The following is a 23849-nucleotide window of genomic DNA, read 5'->3' on the forward strand; positions in this document are numbered from 1 at the left end:
CCCAGTTTCGGTGTTCGGGGCATCCGCTGTGCTTCAAGATGCGATCCAGGATGCCGCCGAAGCGGTTCACAACCCCCGTCGCACAGGCCCTTCACCCGCTGCTGTATTGGAGATAGCTCGCTGCTTGTCCTCTGATAGGCCATTGCTGCTTCTGCTCGACGAGTTTGGCAAGAACCTGGAAGCGGTTACTGATGGGTCATCCTCCTCGAGTACCGACCCCTACTTGCTCCAGCAGCTTGCAGAGTTAGGGCAGGGCCAGGGCCTGCCGATCTTCATTTTCACTCTCCAGCATCAATCGTTCGATGACTACCTGCAAACGGTGGATGCTCCCAAGCGCAGGGAGTGGTCAAAGGTTCAAGGACGGTTTGAGGACATCGCTTATGTGGAGTCTCCGGCGCAGACCCGGGCGCTCATCGGCTCGGTTTTCAATATCAACAATGAGCAGTTGCGAGGTCGCGTATTGCGGTGGGCTCGTTCTCATGCCCAGACCATGCGGTCTCTGGGAGTCGGAGATTTATCCGATCCTGCTGCTGTGGCTGCCTGCTGGCCTTTGCACCCGATTACCGCGCTGGTGCTCTCGGAATTGTGCAGGCGGTACGGGCAGCACGAGAGAACACTCTTCTCGTTCTTGACCGGGCAGGGTATTGCCGGCAGCAACGGTTTTCTGGCTTCCACCGCTCTGCCAGCTCGAGGAGCACTGCCAATGGTAGGCCTGGATGCGGTCTATGACTACTTTGTGGGTGACGGCAGCTTGTCGTCGATGACGGTTGCTTCCAACAGCAGGTGGGTGGAGATCGCCACCCGGATGCGTGACTCTTACGGCTTGTCCAACGATCAATTGCGTGTGGCCAAAGCAGTGGCCATGTTGAACTTGATATCCACATCGGGAACGATTCGGGCCTCGGAACAGATCATTGAGTACCTGGAACCCGGATCACCCGAAACCCTTGGCGAGTTGGAAGGCTCAGGACTGATCACCTTCAGGGCATTCGCCGACGAGTACCGCATATGGCAGGGCACGGATGTGGATATCCGGCTATTGCTGGACGAGGCCCGCAAGCAAGTGCAACAACTAGGGGTATTCGAGGTGATGGCCTCCATGCCGGACCCTCTACCGGTTGTTGCGGCTCGTCACAGCGCTATGCATGACTGCCTCCGAGTCTTTTGCCAGCGGTTTGCAAGTTGCGCTGAAAAGGCCGAAATACTGGACGTTTTCTCGCCCTATGACGGCCAAGTGCTACTGGTGGTGGACGGTGAACAGCCACCGGTTATGTCCAATTTGCCTGTTGGGGTTGCCAAACCGACCGTGACGGCCATTCCAAACTCTCGTGAAATGGGCAGGGTCGCTGATTCGGCCCGGGAGCTGGTATCGCTGGACATGGTGCTTTCTAATCCGGCAGTGAAATCTGACTGGGTGGCCCGGCACGAAATTGGCGAGCGGCTGGCAGCGGCGCACCTCGTTTTCGGCCAAGCCATGTTTGCTGCTTTCAGCAGTGGCTCGTGCCGTTGGTTCTTGCTTACAGGTGACAGAGAGATCGAGTTACAGGCTGGCCGTGGCAGTTCGGTGCTGTCGGAAGCATGTGACCATGCTTACCCTGAAACACCGGGCGTGCCGAACGAGATGTTGAACCGGACCAGCCTCACCTCGCAGGGGGTCAAGGCTCGGCGCGATTTGATCGAAGCGATGGTGGAGCATCCCTCGGAGCGGCAGTTGGGCCTGAAAGGGAACGGTCCGGAGGTTGCTATGTACAAGGCAGCCCTGGCTCACACCCGTCTACACCTCGAGGAAAAAGGCATGGGAGAGATGGTATTCATGGCTCCACGCGGCCATGGTGCGGCTCGCAAGATGCTTCCCGCCTGGAATGCTTTGGAAGCTGAATTTGAACGGGCGAAGGGGCGAAGGGTGAGCCTCAGCGATATCAACGCTGCGCTTCAATCCCCACCGATCGGGATGAAAGCAGGAGTAGTGCCGGTAGTTGTGGTGGCCGGGCTGCTAGCCGGCAAGGAGACCATAGCCATCTACGAGCATGGTACCTTCAAGCCGAGGCTCACCGCAGATATGGCTGAGCGAATGACGAAGAACCCCGGATTCTTCGAGATCAAGCACTTCGCCAGCGCAAACGGGGCACGCTGGCACGCGTTGGCAGTTGTTGCCTCGAAGCTCGGGATAATTACTGGGGGAGCCCGCCGAGACGGGGTGGCAAAAGCTGATCTGCGGGTCTCGAATGTACTATCGGTGGTTGCCAATCTTGTTTCCCGAGCACGCAAACTTGACAAGTTCACCCAGCAGACCCGTGACTTGACACCGGAGGTTCAGGCGGTGAGGGATGCGTTGCTTCAAGCGGTTGAGCCCGATGACCTACTTTTTGATTCACTTCCCAAAGCCCTGGGTCTCCCGCCCGTACCCAGCACCGGAGCCGAATATCAGCATGCCGAAAATCTTGCCTCTCGCATTGCCTCAGCCATTGACACGCTTGAAGCTGCCGGGGAGCGCTTGATGTTTGGGGCGCTAGACCTGCTTATCTCATCCAGCGGAGGGGCCGACCGGCAAGCCATGGTTGATCGCGCTGGCGCGGTAGATGTCGACGCTTTGAACAAGACAGCTCGCCCGTTCGTACTGGCCGTTGCGAATGCCGGGGCAGATAGCGATTTATCCTGGATCAAGACTGTGGCCACAGTGGTGGCACAGAAGTCCCCATCCGAGTGGACCGATGAGGATGCTCAGCGTTTTCGCCGCGTTCTCCCAGAGCAGGTGGCCGCGCTGGAACGATTGGTAGCCCTATACTCCGGTCCCACCGTTGTCGGGAATTCGCCCGATGATATGCGAACCCCGTTTGAACGAAATGGGAGTGCTGGGGGCACATCGGGGGCGAGTGCTCAACTCAGGGTCACAGTGACCCGCCCGGATGGTCGAGAGCACGCCAGGCTGGTGAACATCAAACCTTGTCACCGCCTCCAATTTTCAGCAGTGGTGGATGAGGCTCTCGCCAAGGTAGAGCAGTGGATCGGTTCCGGCGAGCAAGCCCGGCAGGTGTTGCTGGGGTTACTCGGCGAGCAAGTTCTGGAGGGTGTCTGCGATGAGTGATCCGGTGATTTCAGGAAGTTGCACAACACGGCACATATGCGGAATATCGGGAGGCAAAGACTCCAGTGCTCTCGCAGTGTACTTGAAAGACCAGGTACCCCAGATGGAGTACTTCTTTTGCGACACGGGGGCAGAGTTGCCGGAAACCTACGAGTTTCTGACCCGACTAGAAGTGATCCTCGGCAAGCACATCACCAGGCTGAACGCCGATAGAGGCTTCGACCATTGGTTCGAGATGTTCCGGGGAGCGCTGCCATCCCCACAAATGCGCTGGTGCACCAAGAACATGAAGATCAAACCACTGGAAAAATGGATCGGTAACGATAAAACAATCTCTTATGTGGCCATCCGCTCCGACGAGGCCAATCGCAAGGGCTACGTTTCAACCAAGCCAAACATCGAAAGCCGCTTCCCCTTTGTAGAAGATGGCATCGACCATGCCGGAGTGATGCGGATACTTGGAGATGCCGGTATTGGCTTGCCTGCTTACTACGAGTGGCGAACCAGGTCGGGCTGTTACTTCTGCTTCTACCAGCGCAAAGCCGAATGGATTGGCCTTGCGGATCGACATCCAGACTTGTTTGAACGAGCCGTTGCCATCGAACAAAAAGTGCTGAAAGATGCCGGTGTCAACGGAGATGCTGACTTTGGCGAGCAAGCTATGCAGGGCCGTCAATATACGTGGTCTGGAGGAGAAACACTTGTTCAACTGCGTGCCCGGCGCGCGGAAATACTCGAGAGGCAGGAGGCAGCGATTGCTCGTACAGCCCGGATTCAGCCCAACCTTCCATTGATTGATGCCCTAGCCGAAGTGCTGGATGAAGAAGATGACACAATCCCTTGCACGGTGTGTGCACTATGACCCGGCTTGAAGTAAATCGGCAGCCCGCACCTTGGGGAAGCCCTCCCACCCCAATCTTGCCTAAATGGTATTTCGAGACACTAGGTTCTAGGCCTCTTCCATCATCACTGCAAAAGATCGGCACACCATCCAAGAAATATCAAGTACTTGGTGATCTTGAAAGTATCTGGCAACATCGTGAAGTACCTTTGAATAAAGAGGAGTTTAGTGCTTTAGTTGAGTTTATGTATAAAAACTCAACTCCACCTAGTAATATGTCAGTCGTTCCTGCTGGCAGTAACATCATCAAATTGCTTGATTTGCCATTAAAAGTAAGGACACGAAACTGTATCTTTAGGGCTCTGTATTCAAAAGAAATTAGTCAAGCTCAGGAAATTACAGTTAATGATCTATTGAAATTAAATAATTTTGGTTTAACGTCACTTTTGGATCTGATGTGTATTATTGAGGTAGCTTTAGTAAATAAATATTTTGACTTACCAAGTGTTACTGCTACAGCTTCTGGATTAGAGGGTAACTTCCAGCCTCCTTCTAGCACTACTGAAAAACCTCTAGACCCCCAAAAGGTTTTGTGGAACTCTACTATTTGTTTGTTTGAAAAACTTTTGCTAGCTTCCAGTAAGATTTACAACAGCAAAACTTTTTTTGAGGCATTAGACAGTAATTTAGGGGAGTTAGCAAAATCATTAGTAATGGTTGACCGACTTGAAGAAATTACAATTTCTGACCTGGTTGGAGAGCTTTCAATTAGCAAAAAAATAATTGAGGCCTTCAGAGTTACGCTGAAATCATTAGATTCACGTGATAGCATCATCCTCAAAAAGCGTATACTATGTTCAGAGCCATTGACGCTTGAAGAAGTAGGAGAAGAAGCTAACGTCACACGGGAACGTATTCGCCAACTTGAAACTCAAGTCAAAAGTCGCTTAAACCACCCGTCCGAAACAGGTGCAGCTATAAATTGCTGGATAAGCATACTTACAGAAGACCTTCGCATTCAACTTGGGCCAATTGCTAGCAGAGTTGAGTTTGAAAAATATATTTCAGCTACTTTTCCTATAGAGACACAAAGCAGCGATGAGGACCGTGTGATAACAGAGATGGCACGCTATCTGCTTATAGAGGACTCTGATTACACTTTAAAAGGAGAGGTTTTTCTAAGTAAAAATGCCAGCGAGATAGTTACAGTAATTACTGAAGCAGCTAAATCTTTGGCTGATGACGTTGGCATAATAGACGAGTACAAGTTGAAGGCTCATCTGCCAGATGAGGTTTGGGAACTGCATTGGGATCAATTGATTGCTCAGTGTAGCTTTGGTCGCGTTTGTGGTTATTTGACTCTTCGCAACACTCAGAAAGCTCTAGTCAAGGCAGCCTTATTGAGTATAGGACGACCAGCAACAAAAAAAGAAATTGGAAAATTGATCGGATTAGATCCCGATCGCATATCAAGCCAACTTTCAAATATATCAAGTATTAGTCGGGCTGACAAAACTCGTTGGGGTTTAAAAGATTGGATAGATGATGAATACGAAGGTATCTCTGCTGAAATAATCCAACGCATCAATGAGGATGGTGGAGCAACTCGTTTGGAGCGCTTGCTTGAAGAACTCCCTCGGTTATTTGAGGTGAGCCAATCCAGTGTACATACATACACTAAGACACCCCGCTTTCAAATAAATGATGGATATGTCAGTCTTGCTGATACTTCTTCAATCAAACTTCGACCCTTAGAAGATGTAATTCATGGTCACACCCCAGACGGTCGATTATTTTGGAGTTTTACAGTTGAAGCCCGTTACTTTGAGGGTTATAGTTTGACGGACCTACCTTCAGAAATTGCCAAAGCCCTAGGATGCGGACCCGATGAGCGGGGAGTGCGAGTTCCCATATCATTTCCCGAGAGCTGTGCTCCCGTGTCGGTTAGTTGGCCGTTGACATCACCCACAGGAGCTTACTTGGGCTACCTGTCTGCTCCATTGAACCTGCTTAATGCCCAAGAAGGCAACCAAATACTCCTTGTTCTGGAAGGTTCGGGGAGTATCGCATTCCATCATGACAGCGCTGAGCTTCGGCATACTCCCGGAGCTGACCCGAGCAATAGCAATGATCAAGTTCCGGACCGGGCCAGAGAAATGCTCGAGCGTATGAAGAACCGGCGACGGGTGTTATGACTTTGCTTGCACAGGAAGTCGATCTTCGGCCCGGCCTTTATCGCCTTCCGGAAGCGCCAATAGGTTCGCAGGTGCTGATCCCTGGGTTTAGATCTGCCACATCGGTAAGGGGTGCTTTCGGCTGGTTCAGTGCGGGATGGATTGGACGCTTGGCCCCCGGTCTGGCTGAATACCTGAACAAGACAAATGTTGCTCCTATCTGCTTTACAGTTTCTCCGGTCTTTTTTCCTGGAGAACGGCAAGCAGTTGAGGAGGGGTGGTCGATGTCGGCCGAGGAGGCGGCTCAGCGGGTGGCGGATGTGTTTGTGGAAGGGCGGGTGGATGCCACGGCCCTTGGTTGTCACGCTCTGGACTGCTTGTCCTGGATGGTCGCGGTTGGCAGTCTTCGCTTGAAAATTGCCGTGCCGGCACCCGATTCCAACTACCACCCCAAAATCTGGCTATTCGATGACGGTACCCATCAGGTGTTGGTGAGAGGGTCGGCCAACGCCACCGGGCGTGGATTGAGCGGTGGTGTAGAGCACATGGATGTGGATGTGTCTTGGGACGAACAAGGACGGCATCGAGTTTTGACCGGCATCGAAATACTTGACGACTGGGAGCAGGGTATCAGTGTGGGAATCGCGCACACAGTGGATCTTCCCGAAGCCCTCCGTGACGACATCATAAAGACAGCACCCGGTTCACCTCCGAGTGCTGAGCACTACAATCGCGCTGTTGGGGAAGCAAAATTATTATCGGGGCACACTACCTCTCATGAAGCGCTCGAAAGGTTACAGGCAAGATTCGCGGCGCGCGGAACTGAGAGCGAGTGTCCGAAGTTGGCTATTCCCGATTGGCTTGATTGGCAAAGCGGTGATTATGCCCACCAAGGAGAAGCTGTAGAGGCATGGGAGTCTGGCCCTGATCCTAAACGCGGTACTATTGCCATGGCCACAGGGGGAGGCAAGACCATTGCTGCTCTCATTTGTGCCACCAGGGTGCAACAACGACTTGGAGATACCCCTCTGCTCATTGTGGTTTCGGCCCCCTCCGTACCCTTGATAACACAATGGGCCGAAGAAATCCGTGCTTTTGGTATCAATCCGGTAACACCAACCCTGGAACATAACAAAAATACCGCTATAGTCCACCTGCTACAGTCTCTCAGTGGTGGAGGTACCCATATCGCTGTAGTCACAAACAATCTGCTTTGTGATAGGGCCTTTCAAAACACGCTGGCTAGCTACATCGGCAATGCCTCTCGACCCATAGCCACCATGCTGATAGGAGATGAGGCCCACACCCTTGGGTCTGCTAGCTTCCTCGCCAATAAACCAGAGTTTTTTGAGCAGCGGCTTGCTCTGTCGGCTACACCAGAACGCCAATATGATCCTGATGGCACTGAGGAAATATTTGACTTCTTTGGACCACTGGTCTATGAGTTTGGTCTTGGCAGAGCTATTGGTTTCTGCCTCGTGCCCTATGACTACTATGTGCATGCTACTACTCTTGGTGGCAATGAGTTGGAAGAGTTTGCATCTCTAACTGAACGTATACGTCGAATAGCATTCAAAATAAAGGATGAGGATGATGCTGGTGGCCTTACCAGCTTGCTAATCAGGCGACGGCGTATCATAGAGACAGCCAGTTCAAAAATACCTTTGCTTTCACAAGTTATTCAGCACCGTTTTCCACGGTCGATCAAACAAGCCCTAGTCTACGCATCGGCAAAAAACCCTGAGCAATTTAATAGCATTGCCGAAACACTAACCAAACTTGAGATGCGCTGGGCACCGGTAACTCAGGACACAACAGCCAACACTAAGCAACTCAACAAGACACTAGAGATATTTGCTGCGAGTGGGTACCAATTGCTGCTAGCTAAGAAAGTTCTTGATGAGGGGGTGGATATCCCTAGTATTCGTGAAGCTTTTTTGGTGGCTTCATCTACAGTGGAAAGGGAGTGGGTGCAACGGCGTGGCCGTATTCTGCGCCGTCATCCCGATAAACCCTGGGCCGTTCTCCATGATTTTATTGCGCTCCCACCTGTAGAACTCTTCAATCAGTCTGGCAGTTCGGACCACGATCTTAAAAAGATCGTGCGCAGCGAACTATCACGGGCTTACACATTTGCTAGCCATGCCCGTAATGCCACAGGAGTAGATGGTGTTTTATCTCACCTCGACTTGATCAAAAATACTTACTGGCCAGAACGCTCCGCAGCTCCTGTACTTAGATCCGAGGGCGATTACCTGATCGCACCTGCAACCCCGAAAGGAAATCTATGGTAAGCAATTATGACCGGATCTTAACTGAAATTACTTCTGAGGCAAAGCGTGTGTCTGCGGAAAATGGCCTGCCTTCAAAAGAGCTGGTTGATTTAGTTATGGAAATAGTGGACCTAGTAGATCGTAATCGCATTCAGCCAGTACATGCAATTAATCAGAAGGTAGCTAGGATGATCAGTCAAGTAGCTATTCAAACACTTGAGCGTTAGGAGTATAATTATGCTTATGCTGCAACGGATTGAAATCGAGAATTTTGTGTTGTTTGATAATCTAGTAGTAGAGCCTTCTACTGATTCAGAGCGCCCATTGACTATTATACGGGCCGAAAATGGGTCGGGGAAGACTACATTCCTCAGGGCACTGCACTGGGGTATGTATGGTGACAGAGCTTTGCCTGAACCTGGGTCACGGTTTCCGATCCATCCAGCTTGGTGGCGACCAGATGCGGCAGGTATCGAGACTCGTGTAGTAATAGAGTTTGAAGCGGATGGTACAAGCCGATATTACACGGAGACTGATAATGATACCGATCTTTACAGGCTAGACAGAATTGTCAAAACCCAAATTCTGCAAGACGGCAAAGATACTGAGCCTAATTTTCTTCGTATTGATGAACGCATTACACTAATGGTTAAAAAGATGGATGGGAATTGGGAGCCACATGATAAGGGTGCTGATGCTGTAATAGAGCAACTTTTACCCTATAGCTTGAGAGACTTTTTTATTATGGATACCGATGAGGTAACTGATTTTGTGGGAGGCAGTGAAAATAAAATTGTTTCACAGCAAGAAGTACGCGATAAAACTACAGCAGCAGTTACAAGCCTTTTGGGCATAGAAATTTTCAAAAATGCTAGAGATCGAATTGAAAAAGTAGCTCAAGAGTTTAGTAGTAAGGCAACTAAAGCAATAGGTGACGTTGATCTGGTCAAACTTGATCAAGATTTGAATAACGCTAAAGAAAGTATGGAAGATACAAAGAGAAAGATTAGTGAAGAGCGTGTTCGTGAGGCAGAGTTAGCAGACAAATTAGTCAGGTTAGAGGAGAATATGGAAAAGGAAGTGCTTAAGTTAGGTTCCTATGATGAGCTTATTTTGTCAAAGAAAAATAATAAAATAAAACAGAATGAATTAATAAGTGGACGGAAAGAATCTTTGGCCAATCTAACTCAAGCGTTAGAGGCAGAGGATTTGTTAGCAACTTGTGCATCAACATTGATTGGCCAGGTATATAATTTTCTCAAGCCATTGCACGATGAAGGGGCAATCCCTGCTGCCCACTTGCCTTTTGTAAAAAGCTTGCTCACATCTGGGCGTTGTGTTTGTGGGCAAGTTTTGTCTGAAGATAATGAATATGGACAAAAAGTGAGACATAGTATCAGTGAGATAGGTTCCAAAGTTGAACGAGCTAATTTTTTAGATCATTTATATAGTTCTGTACAAAAACTGAGTTTCACTATAGAAAAATCTACCTGGAATAGTCAACGGGAAGATAGTTTAGCTAGCCTTGCTAGATCTGATGAGGAATTGCGCAATTTACAAACAGAAGAAAGAAGTATAGAAATGAAAATTAATGGCATTGATTCCGAAAGAATTCAGTTGTATAAAGATGAAAAGAGTACTCTTCAAAAGCTCCTTGATGCGTGCAAAGTAAACTTATATAACTATAATAATAAGCTACAAACTTTAGAAGAAAAAATTATTTCTATGCAAAAAACTATTACTCAAAGGCAACGTAACAAACGTGAGGCAAAAGATCATCTAGTTGCCAGAGATATGTCTCAGTATATTATTGAAGTTATTGACCATGCTTATTCTACTATAGAACGTCAGCAAGTAGAGGAGCTTTCGGAACGAATGAACCGTCTTTTCCAAAAGATGGCTGCTAATGTTTCTGATGAAGAGTTAGCAGATAGCCAATCTAGTAAAGCCACATTACGTATGATTTCACGAGTGGGGGTTCGAAGTGTTGACGATAATACCGATAATTTTGAAATATTTGCTTTGAATAATCATGAACATTCGATGCCACCAGTGCAAATCAATGGAGCATCCCGTCGAGTATTGGCTTTGTCTTTTGTATTAGCTTTGTGTATTGAATCCCAAACTCGTGCCCCGTTAATTGCCGACTCATTACTAAACTTTATGTCTGGTGTTGTGCGGCGTAATACTTTACGTATTACTTCGGAAAACTCCAAGCAGCCCATTTTATTGCTCACCAATTCCGACCTTGAATCGCAGTCAGAGGTTGGTATAGTAGACCAGTATGCTGGTGCTACCTATACTCTTACTGGTCAGTGGGATGCGATTGAAGCAGGCAGCGGAGGTGATGTGTTGAATTGGACAACAGAACAGCGTGTTTCATTGATATGTTCATGTGGCCCACGCCAGTACTGTACAATCTGTGAGCGCGTTGGGCAGGCAGGTTCACCCGGATGGTCCAAGAGAGATAATTGAAAGGTATTCATGTCTTATTTTGGTCAAATTTTGACTCAACAGACTCATTCTCTGCGATTTCCTAAGAGTTCGACTGATGAAATACATCGTCTAGTGCGTATGCATCAGAGTGCTAGCGTGGAGAAGGCACCGTTTCGTAGACAGCTTGACTTTTGGGGATTCTCTTTAGCTACTGCGTTAGCGGAGGATCTGAACCCACTTGAAGGACCATCGTCAAGGTGGGGCGACAAGTTTGTTGACACTCGAAGTGTGGAAATGCCAGATGTTTTGTGTGATATTCTTGCAATTGCTGCCTTTCACTACCTTGGCTATGAACACGAGGAAATTGATAATCCTGCTCAGATCATTGAAATTGGTAATTGTCTTGCTGGAGCAGGCTGTCCTCTTGTTCTTAAAGAGTTGCATAGTCAAGACCTTCGACTTGCAACTTTGCACAAAGCTCTGAATTATGCTGCTACTCTCTACAACCGTGTTCGCGTGTCTAACGAATGACTTGGATGCTCGATAGGTACTAGGCTCGTTTCATGGTTGAGCTGGGCTATCGCACCTTTGATGCTGACAATCACTACTACGAGGCCCCGGACTGCTTCAGCCGTCACATCGAGTCGCGCTATCGCCACCGGGCCATAACCGCGGCTCGGGGGGCTGATGGGGAGTGGGAGGTGAAGGTGGGGGAGCGCCCCTACAACTTCATGCACGTGAAGTTCGACAAAACCAACGCTCCCGGTTCGCTGCACGAGATGTTACGGGCCAAGCGGGAGAACTCCGATCTGAGTTGGGGTGACTCCTACACCGCCGAGAACATGCTGGCGGCCTACAAGCATCCCGATGCCCGCCTCGAGCTGCTCGACCGCCAGGGTGTGGGGTGGGCCATCTTGTTGCCCACCTTCGGGGTGTCGGTGGAGGAGTACATGGTGGGTGATGTCGAGCAGACCTACGCCAACCTGCGGGCCTTCAACCGCTGGCTGGAGGACGACTGGGGTTATGCCGGCCATGACCGGCTGTTCGCCCCGCCGCTGCTGTCGCTTTTGCACCGGGAGCACGCCATCGCCGAACTCGACCGGGTGCTGGAAGCCGGAGCCCGCATCGTGCATCTGCGCCCCTGCCCGTGGGGAGGCGAGGGCCGCTCCATTGCCGATCCCTACTACGACCCGTTCTGGGCCCGGCTCAATGAGGCCCGTATCCCGGTGGCGTTCCACATTGCCGACCTGCGCTACGGCGATCTGGCCGCCCGCATGGGCGAGGACCCGGTAGCCAACGTGCGGGAGATGTCGGCCTTTCAATGGGCCTTCTGCCACGGTGACCGTCCCATCATGGAGACGTTGGGTACGCTGCTCTACGCCAACATGCACGCCCGCTTCCCCGATCTCAACTTCTTGAGTATCGAGAACGGCTCCGACTGGGTGCACTACCTGCTCACCCTGCTGGACAAGAAGAAGGGCATGGCCCGCTTCGGTCCCTGGCCCGCCGGGCGCCCCGCCGGGCGTATCAGCGAGATCTTCAAGCGGTGCTGCTACGTGTCGCCCTATCCCGAGGACGATGTGGAGGCCCTGGTGGATCGCATCGGTGCCACCCAGGTGCTGTTCGGCTCCGACCATCCCCACCCCGAGGGCATCGCCGAGCCCAACCGTTTCATCGACCTCATCACCAACCGTTCCGGCACCGAGCAGCGCCTCATCATGCGTGACAACGCCGCTGCCCTGTTCAATGTGGGCTGAATCCCCTCAGAGTTGCACAATGTGCAAGTAGTAATTGCAAATTGACACATAAGGGGTAGTCTGGGGCGGTGATCGAGCGCGAGATCACCTCGGTACTGCTGAGGCTGTTCGAGCAGTATCCCCTGGTTACGGTGACCGGGCCGCGCCAGTCGGGAAAGACCACTCTGTGCCGGGCCACCTTTCCGTCTCTTGAATACGTGAACCTGGAGGCTCCCAACCAGCGGGAGTTCGCAATAACCGACCCCGTGGGCTTTCTCAGCCGGCTCGACCAGGGGGCTGTTTTGGATGAGATCCAACGCGTTCCCGACCTGCTGTCGTACCTTCAAGTCCTGGTTGATGAGAAACAGCAGAACGGCCTTTTCGTTCTCACCGGTAGTGAACAGTTCAGGCTCTCCGAAGCCATTGGCCAGACACTTGCGGGGCGCACAGCGCTGCTTCGCCTGCTGCCGTTCTCACTGGCCGAGCGCAGCCGAACGGGGGCGAGCAACCAGGTCGACCACATCCTGTACTCCGGTTTCTACCCCCGCATTCACGACCAGGGGCTTGAACCGTCCCAAGCGCTCGGCGATTACTTCGAGACCTACGTCGAGCGCGATGTGCGCCGCCTCGGGGAGATCCGAAACCTGGCCGGGTTCGGGCGGTTCGTGCGGCTGTGCGCCGGACGGGTAGGCCAGGTAATCAACCTGTCCTCGCTGGGAGCAGATGCCGGGGTTTCCCATACCACTGCGCAGCACTGGATGACTGTGTTGGAGGCAAGCTACGTGGTATTCCGCCTGCCGCCGTTTTTCGCCAACCTCCGCAAGCGCCTGATCAAGTCACCAAAGCTCTACTTCTACGATGTGGGATTGGCCGCCCACCTGATCGGCGTGGAGCACTCGGAGCAGCTTGCCACCCATCCGCTTCGTGGGCTGCTTTTCGAGAACACGGTTGTTCTGGAGGTTCTCAAGCATCGCTTCAACCGGGGTTGGCGATCCAACTTGTCGTTCTTCCGGGATTCCCGGGGTTTGGAGTGCGATTTGTTGTACGAGCATGCCGGCGGCATCGGAGCCATCGAGATCAAGTCCGGGGCCACCGTTGCCTCCGACCACTTCGACGCCCTGGATCGAGTCTCAAAGGTGCTGGCGGGTATAACCACACGGGCCGTGGTGTACGGGGGTGCCGACCACCAGAGCCGCCGGCAGGGCCAGGTTGTACCTCTCTTGGGTTTGCCCGGCCTGCTCGAGCAACTGGACGGATGAGCAGCGCCTCCGGGCCGGGGTTGGATCAGCTACAATCGTCACCGGGCCGGCGCAAGCCCCTACCGGGGAGGCACGAAGCCGCCGTCCACGATGATGCACTGGCCGGTGATGTAGCTGCCGGCGTCGGAGGCCAGCAGCAGGGCGGCACCCACCAACTCGTCGGGGTGGCCGATGCGACCCAGGTGGCTCAGATCGGCCATGCGGCCCATGGCCTCGGGGCCGGTGTTGCGGGTCATGGTGGTGTCAACCGTGCCCGGCGCTATGGCGTTCACCCGCACCCCTTGGGGACCGTACTCCCCGGCCATGGATCGGGTGAATGACAACAGCGCGGCCTTGGCCGCCGAGTACATGGCGGTGTTGCCAGCCGGGATGTAGGCACCCACCGAGATCACGTTGATGACCGAGGCGTGGTCGGAGGCCAGCAGCGACGGCAGGCACCTCTGGAACAAGAAGAACGGCCCCCTCAGGTTGACGGTGAACGACTTGTCCCAGATCTGCGGGGTTATTTCGGTCATCGGCACGCCCAGCGGGTTGGCCGCGTTGTTCACCACGATGTCGATCCGCCCGAACCGCTCCAGCGTGGCCTCCACCAGCCGGTCAATGCTGTCGAGGTCGCCCATGTGGGTGGGAACGGCCATTGCCTCGCCCCCGGCTTGCGCTATCTCTGACACCGCCAGATTACAGGCATCGGGCTTGCGGCTGGCCACCACCACCCCGGCCCCCTGGGCGGCGAAGCCGTGGGCAATGGACAACCCTATGCCCCGGCTCCCACCGGTGATGATCGCCACCCGGCCCGATAGGTCGAACATTCGAGCCGCGCTCAGCGATACCGGGTCGGGTCTCGGGGCGAACCTCGGGTCGGTTGCCGGGTCGGCAGCAAGGGAATCAGCCATGGCCGAACCCTAATGATGCTCCGCCCCCAACCGTAACCCCCGGCTAGAAGTGGTACGGGAACCGTGAGAAATCGGCGGGGCGCTTCTCCAGGAAGGAGTCCCGGCCCTCGGCGGCCTCTTCGGTGCCGTAGGCCAGGCGGGTGGCCTCCCCGGCGAACAACTGCTGGCCCACCAGCCCGTCGTCGATCAGATTGAAGGCGAACTTGAGCATGCGCTGAGCGGTGGGGCTCTTGGCGTTCACCGCCGCGGCCCACTCCAGAGCGGTTCGCTCCAGCTCAACATGGGGTACCACCGCGTTGACCATACCCATCTCGTAGGCCTCGACCGCGGTGTAGGCCCGGCCCACGAAGAACACCTCCCGGGCCCGCTTCTGGCCCACTTGGCGGGCCAGGTAGGCCGAGCCGAAGCCGCCGTCGAAGCTGGCCACGTCGGCGTCGGTCTGCTTGAACCTGGCATGCTCGGCCGACGCCAGGGTCATGTCGCTCACCACGTGCAGGCTGTGGCCCCCACCGGCTGCCCACCCCGGCACCACCGCGATCACCACCTTGGGCATGAACCGGATGAGCCGTTGCACTTCCAGGATGTGCAGGCGCCCGGTCCGGGTGCTGTCCACCGTTTCCCCGGTCTCGCCGCTGGCGTACTGGTAGCCATCGGCCCCCCGGATGCGCTGGTCGCCCCCCGAGCTGAACGCCCAACCGCCGTCCACCGGGGAAGGCCCGTTGCCGGTCAACAGCACCGTGCCCACGTCGGGGGTCATGCGGGCGTGGTCCAGGGCCCGATGGAGCTCGTCAACCGTGTGGGGGCGAAAAGCGTTTCGCACCTCGGGCCGATCAAAAGCGATCCGCACCGTGGCCTGGTCGACGGCCCGGTGGTAGGTCACGTCGGTCAGATCCAACCCCTCCACCACCTGCCAGAGATCGGGGTCGAACAACTCCGAGACCATGACGATACCCTACGACACCCTACGAGACCCCACGACCTCCTACGCCCCCCACAGGTAAGTTTGGAGGTAGCGGGTACTCCACACCCTACGGTTGAGATGGCAGGGGCGGGTACTTGAAGTCGCTATCCGAGTCGTCCCGCCAGCCCTGGTAGGTGTCCTTGGCTTTTTCGGCCACTTTCTGGCGAACCTTTTCACTTATCCTATTGCTGGCCTTTTTGGCCGACTCGCGGGCGGTGAAGTACGCCATCTCCTTGTGGGCCCGACGACGACCCATCTCCACCAGAACCCGGGCCGCCGTGAGCGTCTTGCCCGTTCCCAGGGGCATGGCCACCCTCCCGGCGAAGATGAGGGCCGACTGCCAGTCACCCTGCGACAGCGCGTACAGGGCCCGGGTGGTGTCAACTATCTCGCCCACCACCGGCAGAACCCCGGCGACCTCCATGGCCCAGAACCCCACATCGTCCCAACCGAAACCGTCCTTGCGATGGTAGGCACCGTGGGCGATGACAGTGGCCGCGGCCTCCCGCACCGCAGGGGGCAGGCTGGTATCGGCGGTTATGGCCTCGAAATCGGCTTTGGACAGGAACAGGTCGGCTTTGGACAGGTCACCCTGGGCCGCGGTATCTATGGTGGCCAGGTAGGGCAAAAGGACGGTGTAGGCCGACATCTTGGCCTCGAAGGCATCCAGGTCGTCGAGGCTGATGCGACCGTCGCCACCGCTGGCCTGGAAACCCTTGAGGGGATCGGACAGGTAGTCGCGGTTGTTCTTGGCCGTATCCAGCATGGTGAACAGGCTGCGGTTGGTGATCAGGATCCGGGCCGCCTCACCCAGCTCATCGGGTCGGGTGACGAACGACTCCAGGTTGCGCCGGGACACGATGTCGTCGTCCCCCCAGACATCGGGGGTGCGCCGCAGTACCTCTATGGCCCAGAGGGCCAGGTTCAGACTCTCCGGCCCCAAAAGGATCATCTGGGCTCGCCGGGATATGTCCTCGGAGTCGGCCCGTAGCTGCCGGCTGATACCGTCCAGCGCCTGCCACACCGGGTACTGGCTCTCGCCCAGCCAGTAGTCCACCTCGTCGACCACCGCGCCCCACCGTTGCCTCCGCCGGTCGAGCTCGTCGGCCGCGACCAGGTAATCGATCGCCAGACCCATGGCCGCTTCCGCGTCCATCGCCACAGTGGACATACATGAAATATATCATAAATAAATGAATCATCACAAATGTTCAGCCTTTTTTGATTCCTTTGGTGGTTTTCTGCGCCCACGAACGTGACAAGCCGAGCCGATCACCGATTTCCCTATGGGTTAGACCTGCTCGTCGAAGGCGACGGGCCTCAGTGACCGCAGCCTCTCGCCGCTTTCGAGCAGACGTAAAACCAGAAGTCGCTGGGGTAGGGGTGGTGGGGTCGAAAGAGAACTCTTGTTGTGGATATTCATTTTCCGGGTTGAGTAGGTCAAGAAGTTCTCGGGCTTCGAACAGTCCTCTTCCTTTGTACTTGCCACGTGAGGGGGTGACGTTGACCGGCTTGACAGAGACTTTTTTTCTTTTGCCATGTTGCCGTCTCGACACGTCTACCAACAGCCAAAGCGTGCTCCAACGCCGGAACAAGATCGGTGTCGGCAGTCACAGCTACTGCTACGTCGTATTCGCCATTGATGGCACCAATTGCGATATCAAGTGCCATCATCACATCTATGCCCTTTTCCCGCCCAACGTAAATAATATCGCCGGTACTATTTGTTTCACGGTGGTACTTCAGAGGCTTAGTAAACAGTTTTAATAGACCCCGCCATGACCTGATGGACAGGCCAGGCGGGGAAGAGTAACCACACCATATCGCCCATCGGTTTGTACTGCAACCCCAAATGCCAAGTTTGCGGGCAAGGTTGGGTCCAGTGTGTTGGCAAACCCCTCCCGAGGCCTGCTCCACCCCCGTACCATAACAGCGGGCCAACCCCCGGCCCGGCCGCTAACCTGGCAACTGCGGGCCTCATGGCGCGCCGGCCCGCCCACGTAGCTCAGTCGGACAGAGCAGGGACCTCCTAAGTCCAAGGCCGCAGGTTCGAATCCTGCCGTGGGCGCCGATTCTTGGAGTTGGCCTCAAGCAGTCATGGCGGCGGCAATCCCGAGCCTCGGCGCTTTCCGGCGGTTCAAGCCCGCTGGAGGAGCAAGAGGCCGACCACGCTGTAGAAGACCATCACGATCAGCATGGGGCGCTGGGCCCAGGAGGCCTCTTTGGCGTCGCTGGTCTCGACGGCGCGGTCGTGGGCCACCAACACAGCGGCGATATGGCCGAGGACGATGGCCAGGAACTGGATCCAGGCGATGGTGCCTGGGGATACCAGCAGGAAGTTCACCGACCAGTCGGATGTTCCGAACCAGTTGGTTCCCCGGTCGAAGGGGTTGGACAGCAGGCGCAGGAACTGTTGCCCGCCATCGAGGACCAGAAACGAGAAGTAATGGGCCACGGTGTAGCCAAAAACGATGGGCACCAGGGAGTGGGCGAAACGCCGGGCGATCTCGCGGGGGGTGTGGCCGGTGTAGCGGCCCACGGCTAGCGAGCCCAGGTAGTAGAGCAAGGCCATTGCGGAGATGACGATGGCCATTCCTGCGGTGTTGACCATGGTGGAGCTCCAGCCCCGGTGGTAGCCCACCAGGTTGGGCCACAAGGTGCTGCCGGCCAGTGAGTCGAACGTGGTGCCTCCCAGTACCACCAGCAGCACGGCCAGCAGGTCGATACGGGGGGCGACCGTGGTCAGCCCCGACAGCGGGGGCCGCAGCCTCACAGCGCCGGTTTCGTCGCGATACAGGGGTGCCATCTTGGCCAGCAGGCCGAAAAGCACCCCGAAACCGTCAGCCTGGCGCAGCCAGCGCCGCCCGTACACCGCCGACCCGCCGACCATTCCCACCGTGTAGGCGATCATGGCCCCACCGACCGCCGAGTTGGTGGTCCCGTCGTGGTAGCACAATTCGAAGAACAGGAACCATCCCAGTGCGATCACCGCCGGCCAGTAGCCGCCGGGAATCTCGCCGTTGTCCCTGAGGGTGGGCAGGCCCAGCCGGCTGGCGGTCCACTCGATGGCGCCAGCAATGGTTTCGAACGGGTTGAGCACCTTCCACACGTCGCCGAACAGGGCAGACACGATCGCCATCCCCACCCACAGGGCCACGTACACAGTGAGCGGGCCGAAGCGCTGGCTGCCGACCTCGGCACCGCTGAGGCTGCTGGCCAGAGCCAGCACGAACAGCGCCAGCGATGCCAGCCGGGCCGGCACGGCCACCAAGTCGAGCACCCAGCCGAAGGCCTGCCCCAGGCTGCGACCCTTCGCCGCCCCCGCCAGCCAGGCCCGGGGCCAGAAGAAGCTCAAGCTGATGAATGCGGCCATAAGGGCGATGCCCGCACCGCCGGCGAACAGGTAAAAGGGCAGGGGCAGGTCGTCCCTTACCCCGACCCCGTGGGCAAAAACAGCGCTCACTTCAGGGATTATCGCACCTCGAGTTCCATCACCAGATCACCGTGGTGGTGGGTCTCGGCCTCGAAAATGCCAGGAATGTTGGCCTCGAAGGTGATGGTTCCCGGCCGGTCGGGGGCGAACCCCACCTCCAGGTCGTAACCATGAATGTGGAGCTCGTCGACGGTGTCGCCATGCACGATGACCGTGACGGTGTCCCCGGTGTCGATCCGGTGTCTTTGGATCCCATCGACCGGCTTGCCCCCCACCACCTCCACCTCGATGCGGGTGCCATCGACCTCAGCCGTGGGTTCGGCGTCGTTGCCGCAGGCCGCGGCCAAGAGGCAGGCAGCGGCGAAGAAGCCGATTGACAAGCGCGCCCAAAAAGTCTGCTTCAAACCCATGATGTCAATTTATCCCCGGGAATGGCGCTAGCGGCAGGGTTCCAGGAGGAATACGGTCGGGCTCAGATCGTCTGGGTGCCGTCCACTCCGAGAGCGATGGCCAGAACCACCGCGAGGCCGCCGAGAAGTCGCGCCGCTGTCGCCAGCAGCGGGGTGGGCACCGCTCGGGCCCGAAGCAGCCCGGCAACGAGCAGGGCGGCCGGCACCACCCCGGCCATGGTGCGCAGTGTGCCGTCATGGGCAGCAGTGGCCAGCACCACGGTCACCATCTGGGGAGTGAGCAGCACGGTCAAAGCGATCAGGGCTACCTGGACCCCCGCTCGGGGCTCATCGTGCACCGGGCGGGCGGGCAGCACCATCCACCGCAAGCCGGCCACCGCGAAGGGCACCGAGGTGGCCAGCCGCCAGGTGCCCACCGACACCGACAGGGCATCCAGGATGGGATCGGCCAGCGCTGCCAGCAGCCACAGCACGCCGGCGGCCGCGGCCACCGCCATCAGCACCCGGGATTGCCATCTATCCCGGTTCGAGGGTCGCCAGGCCACGCTCAGCGCGCCCGCGGCCGGGTTGGCCGCGGCCAGCACCATCAAAATCACCGGCCCGAGTCCGCTCATGGGGTTTCTTTTCTCATTGCTCTCTTTATTTGCATGGGGATTTTCATGGGGTTTCTTTTCTCATTGCTGCATTCCTTCCAGGTCGAATCCGAAACCGGCCATCAAGAGCCCGGAGATGGCGTGTTGCTGGTCGTCCACCCTGGTCTGATCGTCGTAGTACCAGGCACCATCGCCGTCCTGGGCGTCGATCAAGCGGGCTGCCCCGCACTCCAGCCGCTCCCGGAGCAGGCCCCCGGCTTCTTGGTTGGCGAGCCGGGGTTCGTTGCGCCAGAGCCACTCCAGTGCTCCCAACCCCTCCAGGATCGTTCCGTAGCCGCCGCCGCGGGGCATGGGCAGGTGGGAGAACTCGGCTATGCCCTCCCGCTGGGCATCCCAGCGGATCATCTGGCCGAACCGGCCGGCCAAGCGCCGGGCGTAGGCCAGGTGGTGGTCGTTCAAGCCCCACTCGGCCATCTCGGCCAGGGCGTAGGCCGCCCACTGGTCGGGCCACGGCGGGGGCCACAGCCCCTCCAGTTCGTCCCGCTCGGTGGCCAAATAGTCCATGATGGCCCACACGGGATCGTCCCACCCCCCGGAGGGGAAGATCTCGTGCAGCAGGGCCAGTCCCCAGGCGGCCTCTCCGGTAGCGAACCGGGATCTCACCTCGGGCACCGGTGCCCCCGTACCGGGATCCCAGAAGTTCAGCATCCCCCCATCGGGCAACTGCTGGCCCACCAGGAACCGGCCCAGGGCCTGCATCTCGGTGTCGTGGCGACTGTCGCCGGTGAGGATGCGCCGGTGGGCCAGCGACACCAGCGTCAGCGCCGCCGTCCCGGTTTTGACCGGACCCCGGGGTGTCAGCGCCGGCCCCATGCCCCCGCCGCCGGTGTCCACCGCCCGCTCCAGCAGGTAGTCCATGCCCCGGTCGGCGGCTTCCATCGCTTGCGGGTTGAGCGCTTGGGGGTTGCTCGCTTGCGGGCTGAGGCCCTGCTGGGCGATGGCCAGTTGGTACAGCGACAGCGTGCCCCCGGCGTGGCGGACCAGGTTGTAGCCCGGCACCGCTGAGCCGGTGCGCCGGTCGTAGTTGTACAGGTAGCGTCCGCTTGGTTCCTGGGTGCGGATGATCCAACCGGCGGCGGCATCGATGGATTGCTGCCCCTCGGCCCGGGTGAATCGGGGGCAAACCTCGGGGGCGGCCAGCGTCACCCGCAGCAGGCCGGCGGTCACGACCCATATCATCGCCCAGGCAACGAGCCGTCGAGTTCCCGCTCCCTTGCGGGGGTGCCGCTTGGTGACCGGACTCATGCTCATCGACTTTTTGGTGTCACCGGCGTTCCCGCTCCCTTGCCGGGGTGCCGCTTGGTGACCTTACCCACTATCAGCCGCCGTTTTCATACCTTCGCCGGTAGGCTTCCAGATCGGGAGGCAGGCGGTCACGTTTCAGCTCGGCGAAGTTGTCGTAGGCGGTGAGCCAGCGCACGTGGTGCCACAGCTCCACTGCTTCTTCGGTGGATCCGGGCGGGTTGCTGATGACCGGGCCGAACAGGGCCGGCCCCCGGCCGCCGTCCAGACGGATGGTGGGCACGCCGAAGCTGCGGGTCTCGTCGCACAAAACGGCGTGTTCGGTTCTCAGCGTCTCCCAGGTGCCCTCATCGGCCAGGGCGGCATCGGCCAGGTCGGCATCGAACCCGGCATCGGCCGCCGCCGCCCGTATGGTGTCCAGCTCGTCCACGGGTTCGACCATATCGAACACCCGGTGGCCGATGGCCCGGTAGTAGGCACCGATGCCGTCATTGCCGCCCACCTCGCGGGCCCTCACCGCGGTGCGCAGCGAGCGAATCCCCACCCCCCGGTCGGGGTCGAACTCGTCCATGGGCTTGTTCCAGTTGACGATGGCCAGCGAGAACAGGCCCCAGGTGACGTTCACCTCGCCGGCATCCTCTATCTGACGAACCCAACGGGCCGTCTGCCAGCACCATGGTCAAAGCGGATCGAAATAGAAGGTGATGGGCTCGGCCATGGGGTCATTATCCCCGACCGGAGACAACCTCGTCCATCGTCCTTAGATCTCAAGGGGTGAGGTCGGCTGTGGGGCTGGAGTGGATCTCAAGGAATGAGGCGTGGGGCTGGAGTGGATCTCGGTGGGTGAGGCCCGCCGTGGGGGCTGCTTTTGCTACTGATCGAGGACGACCTCGGCGATGGTGCGCAAATCCTCCATGTTGCGGGCTCCCACGTTGATGCCGGTGACGGGGCTCTCCTCCCAGGCCGCCAACCGGTCGCGGATACGCTCCGGCGATCCCACCAGCGAGATCTCGTCGGCAAATTGATCGGGCACCGCGGCGATGGCCTCGTCCCGGCGACCCTCGAAAAAAAGGTCCTGGATGCGGTGGGCCTCTTGCTCGAACCCCATCCGAGCCATGAGCTTGGTGTGGTAGTTCTGACCCTTGGCCCCCATCCCGCCGATGTAGAAGCCCAGCGAGGCCTTGGTGGGCAGCAGCGCATCGGCCAGCTCCTCGGGGGAGTCACCGGTGACCCGAATTGTGGTGTGGACCGTGATCTCGAAGCCCTCCGAGCGGCCGGCGATCGACTCGGCGTACACCTCGGGCCGGAACGGCGAGTAGTACAGCGGCAGCCAGCCGTCGGCGATCTCCACCGTCTGGGCGATATTCTTGGGGCCCTCGGCCCCGATGAAGATGGGGATGTCGGGCCGGGGCGGGTGGGTCATGATCTTGAGCGGCTTGCCCAGGCCGGTGTCGCCCTCTCCCCGGTAGGGGTGGTTGTAGTAGTCGCCCTCAAAGGTCAGGTGGCCGTCCCGGGCGAACACCCGCCGAAGGATCTCCACGTATTCCCGGGTGCGGGCCAGCGGTCGGTTGCCGGGCTGGCCGTACCACCCCTCCACCACCTGGGGGCCGGACACGCCCAGTCCCAGGATCAGCCGCTGGCCGGACAGGTGGTCGAGGGTAACGGCGTGCATGGCGGTGGCGGTGGGGGTGCGGGCGGCGAGCTGCACTATGCCGGTGCCCAGGCGGATGCGTTCGGTGTGGGCGGCCAACCACACCAGCGGCGAGAACGCATCGGAACCCCACGACTCGGCGCTCCACACCGAATCGTAGCCCAGCTTTTCGGCCTGCTGGGTGAGCAGCACGAAGTTGTCGGGCATACCCCGGCCCCAATACCCCCAGACAAGCCCCAGTTTCATGGCCGCGACCCTATACTCCGATACCAGCCGGTGGGGGTGTTCAGGTTGGGTCAGGTTGGGGTGGTGGTGTTCAGGTTGGGTCGGGCCGGGTCAGGCCGGGTCAGGTTGGGGTGGTGGTGTTCAGGCCGGTAACATGGCGGTCTATGTCAAGGGTCTGCCAGGTGACCGGCCGTCGCCCATCGTTCGGCAACAACGTGTCCCACTCGCACCGCAAGACGCGGCGCCGGTGGAACCCGAACGTCCACAAGCACCGGTTCTGGGTTCCGTCGGAGAAGCGGTGGATCACCCTCACCGTCTCGACCAAGGGGCTCAAGACCATAAACAAGCACGGCATCGACAAGGTGCTGGCCCAAATGCGCCGCCAGGGCGAGAAGGTGTGATGGCAATGGCCAGTGACAAGCGTCCCATAATCAAGCTGAAGTCCTCCGCAGGTACCGGCTACACCTACGTCACCACCAAGAACCGGATCAACGACCGGGAGCGGATCGAACTGAAAAAGTACGACCCGGTGGCCCGCAAGCACGTTACTTTCAAGGAGGAGCGGTAGCCACGGATA

19 protein-coding genes, 1 tRNA gene and 1 pseudogene are annotated in these 23849 nt (G+C 57.4%); 11 read left to right on the plus strand and 10 right to left on the minus strand.

All coding sequences use genetic code 11. The features are described from left to right. Nucleotides 1–142: 142 nt before the first annotated feature. The 8 genes from ACOGXC_RS02075 (at nucleotide 143) to ACOGXC_RS02110 (ending at nucleotide 13804) form a co-directional block, all read left to right on the plus strand. A complete protein-coding gene (locus tag ACOGXC_RS02075) occupies nucleotides 143–3085 on the plus strand; it encodes a hypothetical protein (RefSeq protein WP_419919072.1) in 2943 nt (980 codons plus the stop codon). Further along, on the plus strand, nucleotides 3078–3947 hold the full coding sequence (locus ACOGXC_RS02080; protein WP_419919073.1) for a phosphoadenosine phosphosulfate reductase family protein: 870 nt from the start codon (nucleotides 3078–3080) through the stop codon (nucleotides 3945–3947). Before ACOGXC_RS02075 ends, ACOGXC_RS02080 begins: the two co-directional genes overlap by 8 nt. Continuing rightward, the gene (locus tag ACOGXC_RS02085; RefSeq protein ID WP_419919074.1) at nucleotides 3944–6121 is read left to right on the plus strand and encodes a sigma factor-like helix-turn-helix DNA-binding protein; all 2178 of its coding nucleotides are present in this window, start codon (nucleotides 3944–3946) and stop codon (nucleotides 6119–6121) included. The genes ACOGXC_RS02080 and ACOGXC_RS02085 overlap by 4 nt, the downstream gene beginning before the upstream one ends. Further along, a complete protein-coding gene (locus ACOGXC_RS02090) occupies nucleotides 6118–8394 on the plus strand; it encodes a DEAD/DEAH box helicase family protein (protein ID WP_419919075.1) in 2277 nt (758 codons plus the stop codon). Before ACOGXC_RS02085 ends, ACOGXC_RS02090 begins: the two co-directional genes overlap by 4 nt. A 222-nt stretch (nucleotides 8395–8616) precedes the next feature. Next, on the plus strand, nucleotides 8617–10848 hold the full coding sequence (locus tag ACOGXC_RS02095; protein ID WP_419919076.1) for an AAA family ATPase: 2232 nt from the start codon (nucleotides 8617–8619) through the stop codon (nucleotides 10846–10848). 117 nt (nucleotides 10849–10965) lie between these two features. Next, a complete protein-coding gene (locus ACOGXC_RS02100) occupies nucleotides 10966–11340 on the plus strand; it encodes a hypothetical protein (RefSeq protein WP_419919077.1) in 375 nt (124 codons plus the stop codon). Between the two features lie 32 nt (nucleotides 11341–11372). Then, the gene (locus ACOGXC_RS02105) at nucleotides 11373–12566 is read left to right on the plus strand and encodes an amidohydrolase family protein (RefSeq protein WP_419919078.1); all 1194 of its coding nucleotides are present in this window, start codon (nucleotides 11373–11375) and stop codon (nucleotides 12564–12566) included. A gap of 68 nt (nucleotides 12567–12634) precedes the next feature. Beyond that, complete coding sequence (locus ACOGXC_RS02110; protein WP_419919079.1) at nucleotides 12635–13804, plus strand: ATP-binding protein; 1170 nt, start codon at nucleotides 12635–12637, stop codon at nucleotides 13802–13804. Nucleotides 13805–13863: 59 nt separating this feature from the next. Here ACOGXC_RS02110 and ACOGXC_RS02115 read toward each other — a convergent pair whose 3' ends face one another. The 4 genes from ACOGXC_RS02115 to ACOGXC_RS02130 all read right to left on the minus strand — a co-directional run bounded on the left by ACOGXC_RS02115 (nucleotide 13864) and on the right by ACOGXC_RS02130 (nucleotide 17575). After that, complete coding sequence (locus tag ACOGXC_RS02115; protein WP_419919991.1) at nucleotides 13864–14613, minus strand: SDR family NAD(P)-dependent oxidoreductase; 750 nt, start codon at nucleotides 14611–14613, stop codon at nucleotides 13864–13866. Between the two features lie 127 nt (nucleotides 14614–14740). Continuing rightward, nucleotides 14741–15640: a 1,4-dihydroxy-2-naphthoyl-CoA synthase gene (locus ACOGXC_RS02120; RefSeq protein WP_419919080.1), complete on the minus strand. Its 900-nt coding sequence runs from the start codon at nucleotides 15638–15640 to the stop codon at nucleotides 14741–14743. 85 nt (nucleotides 15641–15725) lie between these two features. Then, the gene (locus ACOGXC_RS02125; protein WP_419919081.1) at nucleotides 15726–16829 is read right to left on the minus strand and encodes a hypothetical protein; all 1104 of its coding nucleotides are present in this window, start codon (nucleotides 16827–16829) and stop codon (nucleotides 15726–15728) included. A 269-nt stretch (nucleotides 16830–17098) separates the two neighbouring features. Continuing rightward, nucleotides 17099–17575 carry an NYN domain-containing protein gene (locus tag ACOGXC_RS02130; protein WP_419919082.1) on the minus strand — a complete coding sequence of 159 codons (477 nt, stop codon included), beginning with the start codon at nucleotides 17573–17575 and terminating at the stop codon, nucleotides 17099–17101. A 77-nt stretch (nucleotides 17576–17652) separates the two neighbouring features. Between ACOGXC_RS02130 and ACOGXC_RS02135 the strand changes: the two genes are divergently transcribed. Further along, nucleotides 17653–17726 (plus strand) — tRNA-Arg (locus tag ACOGXC_RS02135). Between the two features lie 69 nt (nucleotides 17727–17795). Here ACOGXC_RS02135 and ACOGXC_RS02140 read toward each other — a convergent pair. The 6 genes and pseudogenes from ACOGXC_RS02140 to ACOGXC_RS02165 form a co-directional block, all read right to left on the minus strand. Continuing rightward, nucleotides 17796–19121, minus strand: a complete 1326-nt coding sequence (locus tag ACOGXC_RS02140) for a hypothetical protein (RefSeq protein WP_419919083.1) — start codon at nucleotides 19119–19121, stop codon at nucleotides 17796–17798. An 8-nt stretch (nucleotides 19122–19129) separates the two neighbouring features. Beyond that, nucleotides 19130–19501, minus strand: coding sequence for a hypothetical protein (locus tag ACOGXC_RS02145; protein ID WP_419919084.1), 372 nt, complete (start codon nucleotides 19499–19501; stop codon nucleotides 19130–19132). Nucleotides 19502–19563: 62 nt separating this feature from the next. Further along, nucleotides 19564–20115: a hypothetical protein gene (locus ACOGXC_RS02150; protein WP_419919085.1), complete on the minus strand. Its 552-nt coding sequence runs from the start codon at nucleotides 20113–20115 to the stop codon at nucleotides 19564–19566. 60 nt (nucleotides 20116–20175) lie between these two features. Next, nucleotides 20176–21405, minus strand: coding sequence for a hypothetical protein (locus ACOGXC_RS02155; RefSeq protein WP_419919086.1), 1230 nt, complete (start codon nucleotides 21403–21405; stop codon nucleotides 20176–20178). Between the two features lie 67 nt (nucleotides 21406–21472). Continuing rightward, nucleotides 21473–22063, minus strand: a pseudogene (locus ACOGXC_RS02160) (DsbA family protein); the annotation flags it as partial. Nucleotides 22064–22267: 204 nt separating this feature from the next. Next, a complete protein-coding gene (locus ACOGXC_RS02165) occupies nucleotides 22268–23293 on the minus strand; it encodes an LLM class F420-dependent oxidoreductase (RefSeq protein ID WP_419919087.1) in 1026 nt (341 codons plus the stop codon). 143 nt (nucleotides 23294–23436) lie between these two features. Between ACOGXC_RS02165 and rpmB the strand changes: the two genes are divergently transcribed. Next, nucleotides 23437–23673 carry a 50S ribosomal protein L28 gene (gene rpmB / locus ACOGXC_RS02170; protein WP_419919088.1) on the plus strand — a complete coding sequence of 79 codons (237 nt, stop codon included), beginning with the start codon at nucleotides 23437–23439 and terminating at the stop codon, nucleotides 23671–23673. Further along, the gene (rpmG, locus tag ACOGXC_RS02175) at nucleotides 23673–23840 is read left to right on the plus strand and encodes a 50S ribosomal protein L33 (protein ID WP_419919089.1); all 168 of its coding nucleotides are present in this window, start codon (nucleotides 23673–23675) and stop codon (nucleotides 23838–23840) included. The genes rpmB and rpmG overlap by 1 nt, the downstream gene beginning before the upstream one ends. Nucleotides 23841–23849: the final 9 nt, after the last annotated feature.

Origin of the sequence: Candidatus Poriferisocius sp. (assembly GCF_965202595.1) — a bacterium.
Lineage (GTDB): Bacteria > Actinomycetota > Acidimicrobiia > Acidimicrobiales > Bin134 > Poriferisocius.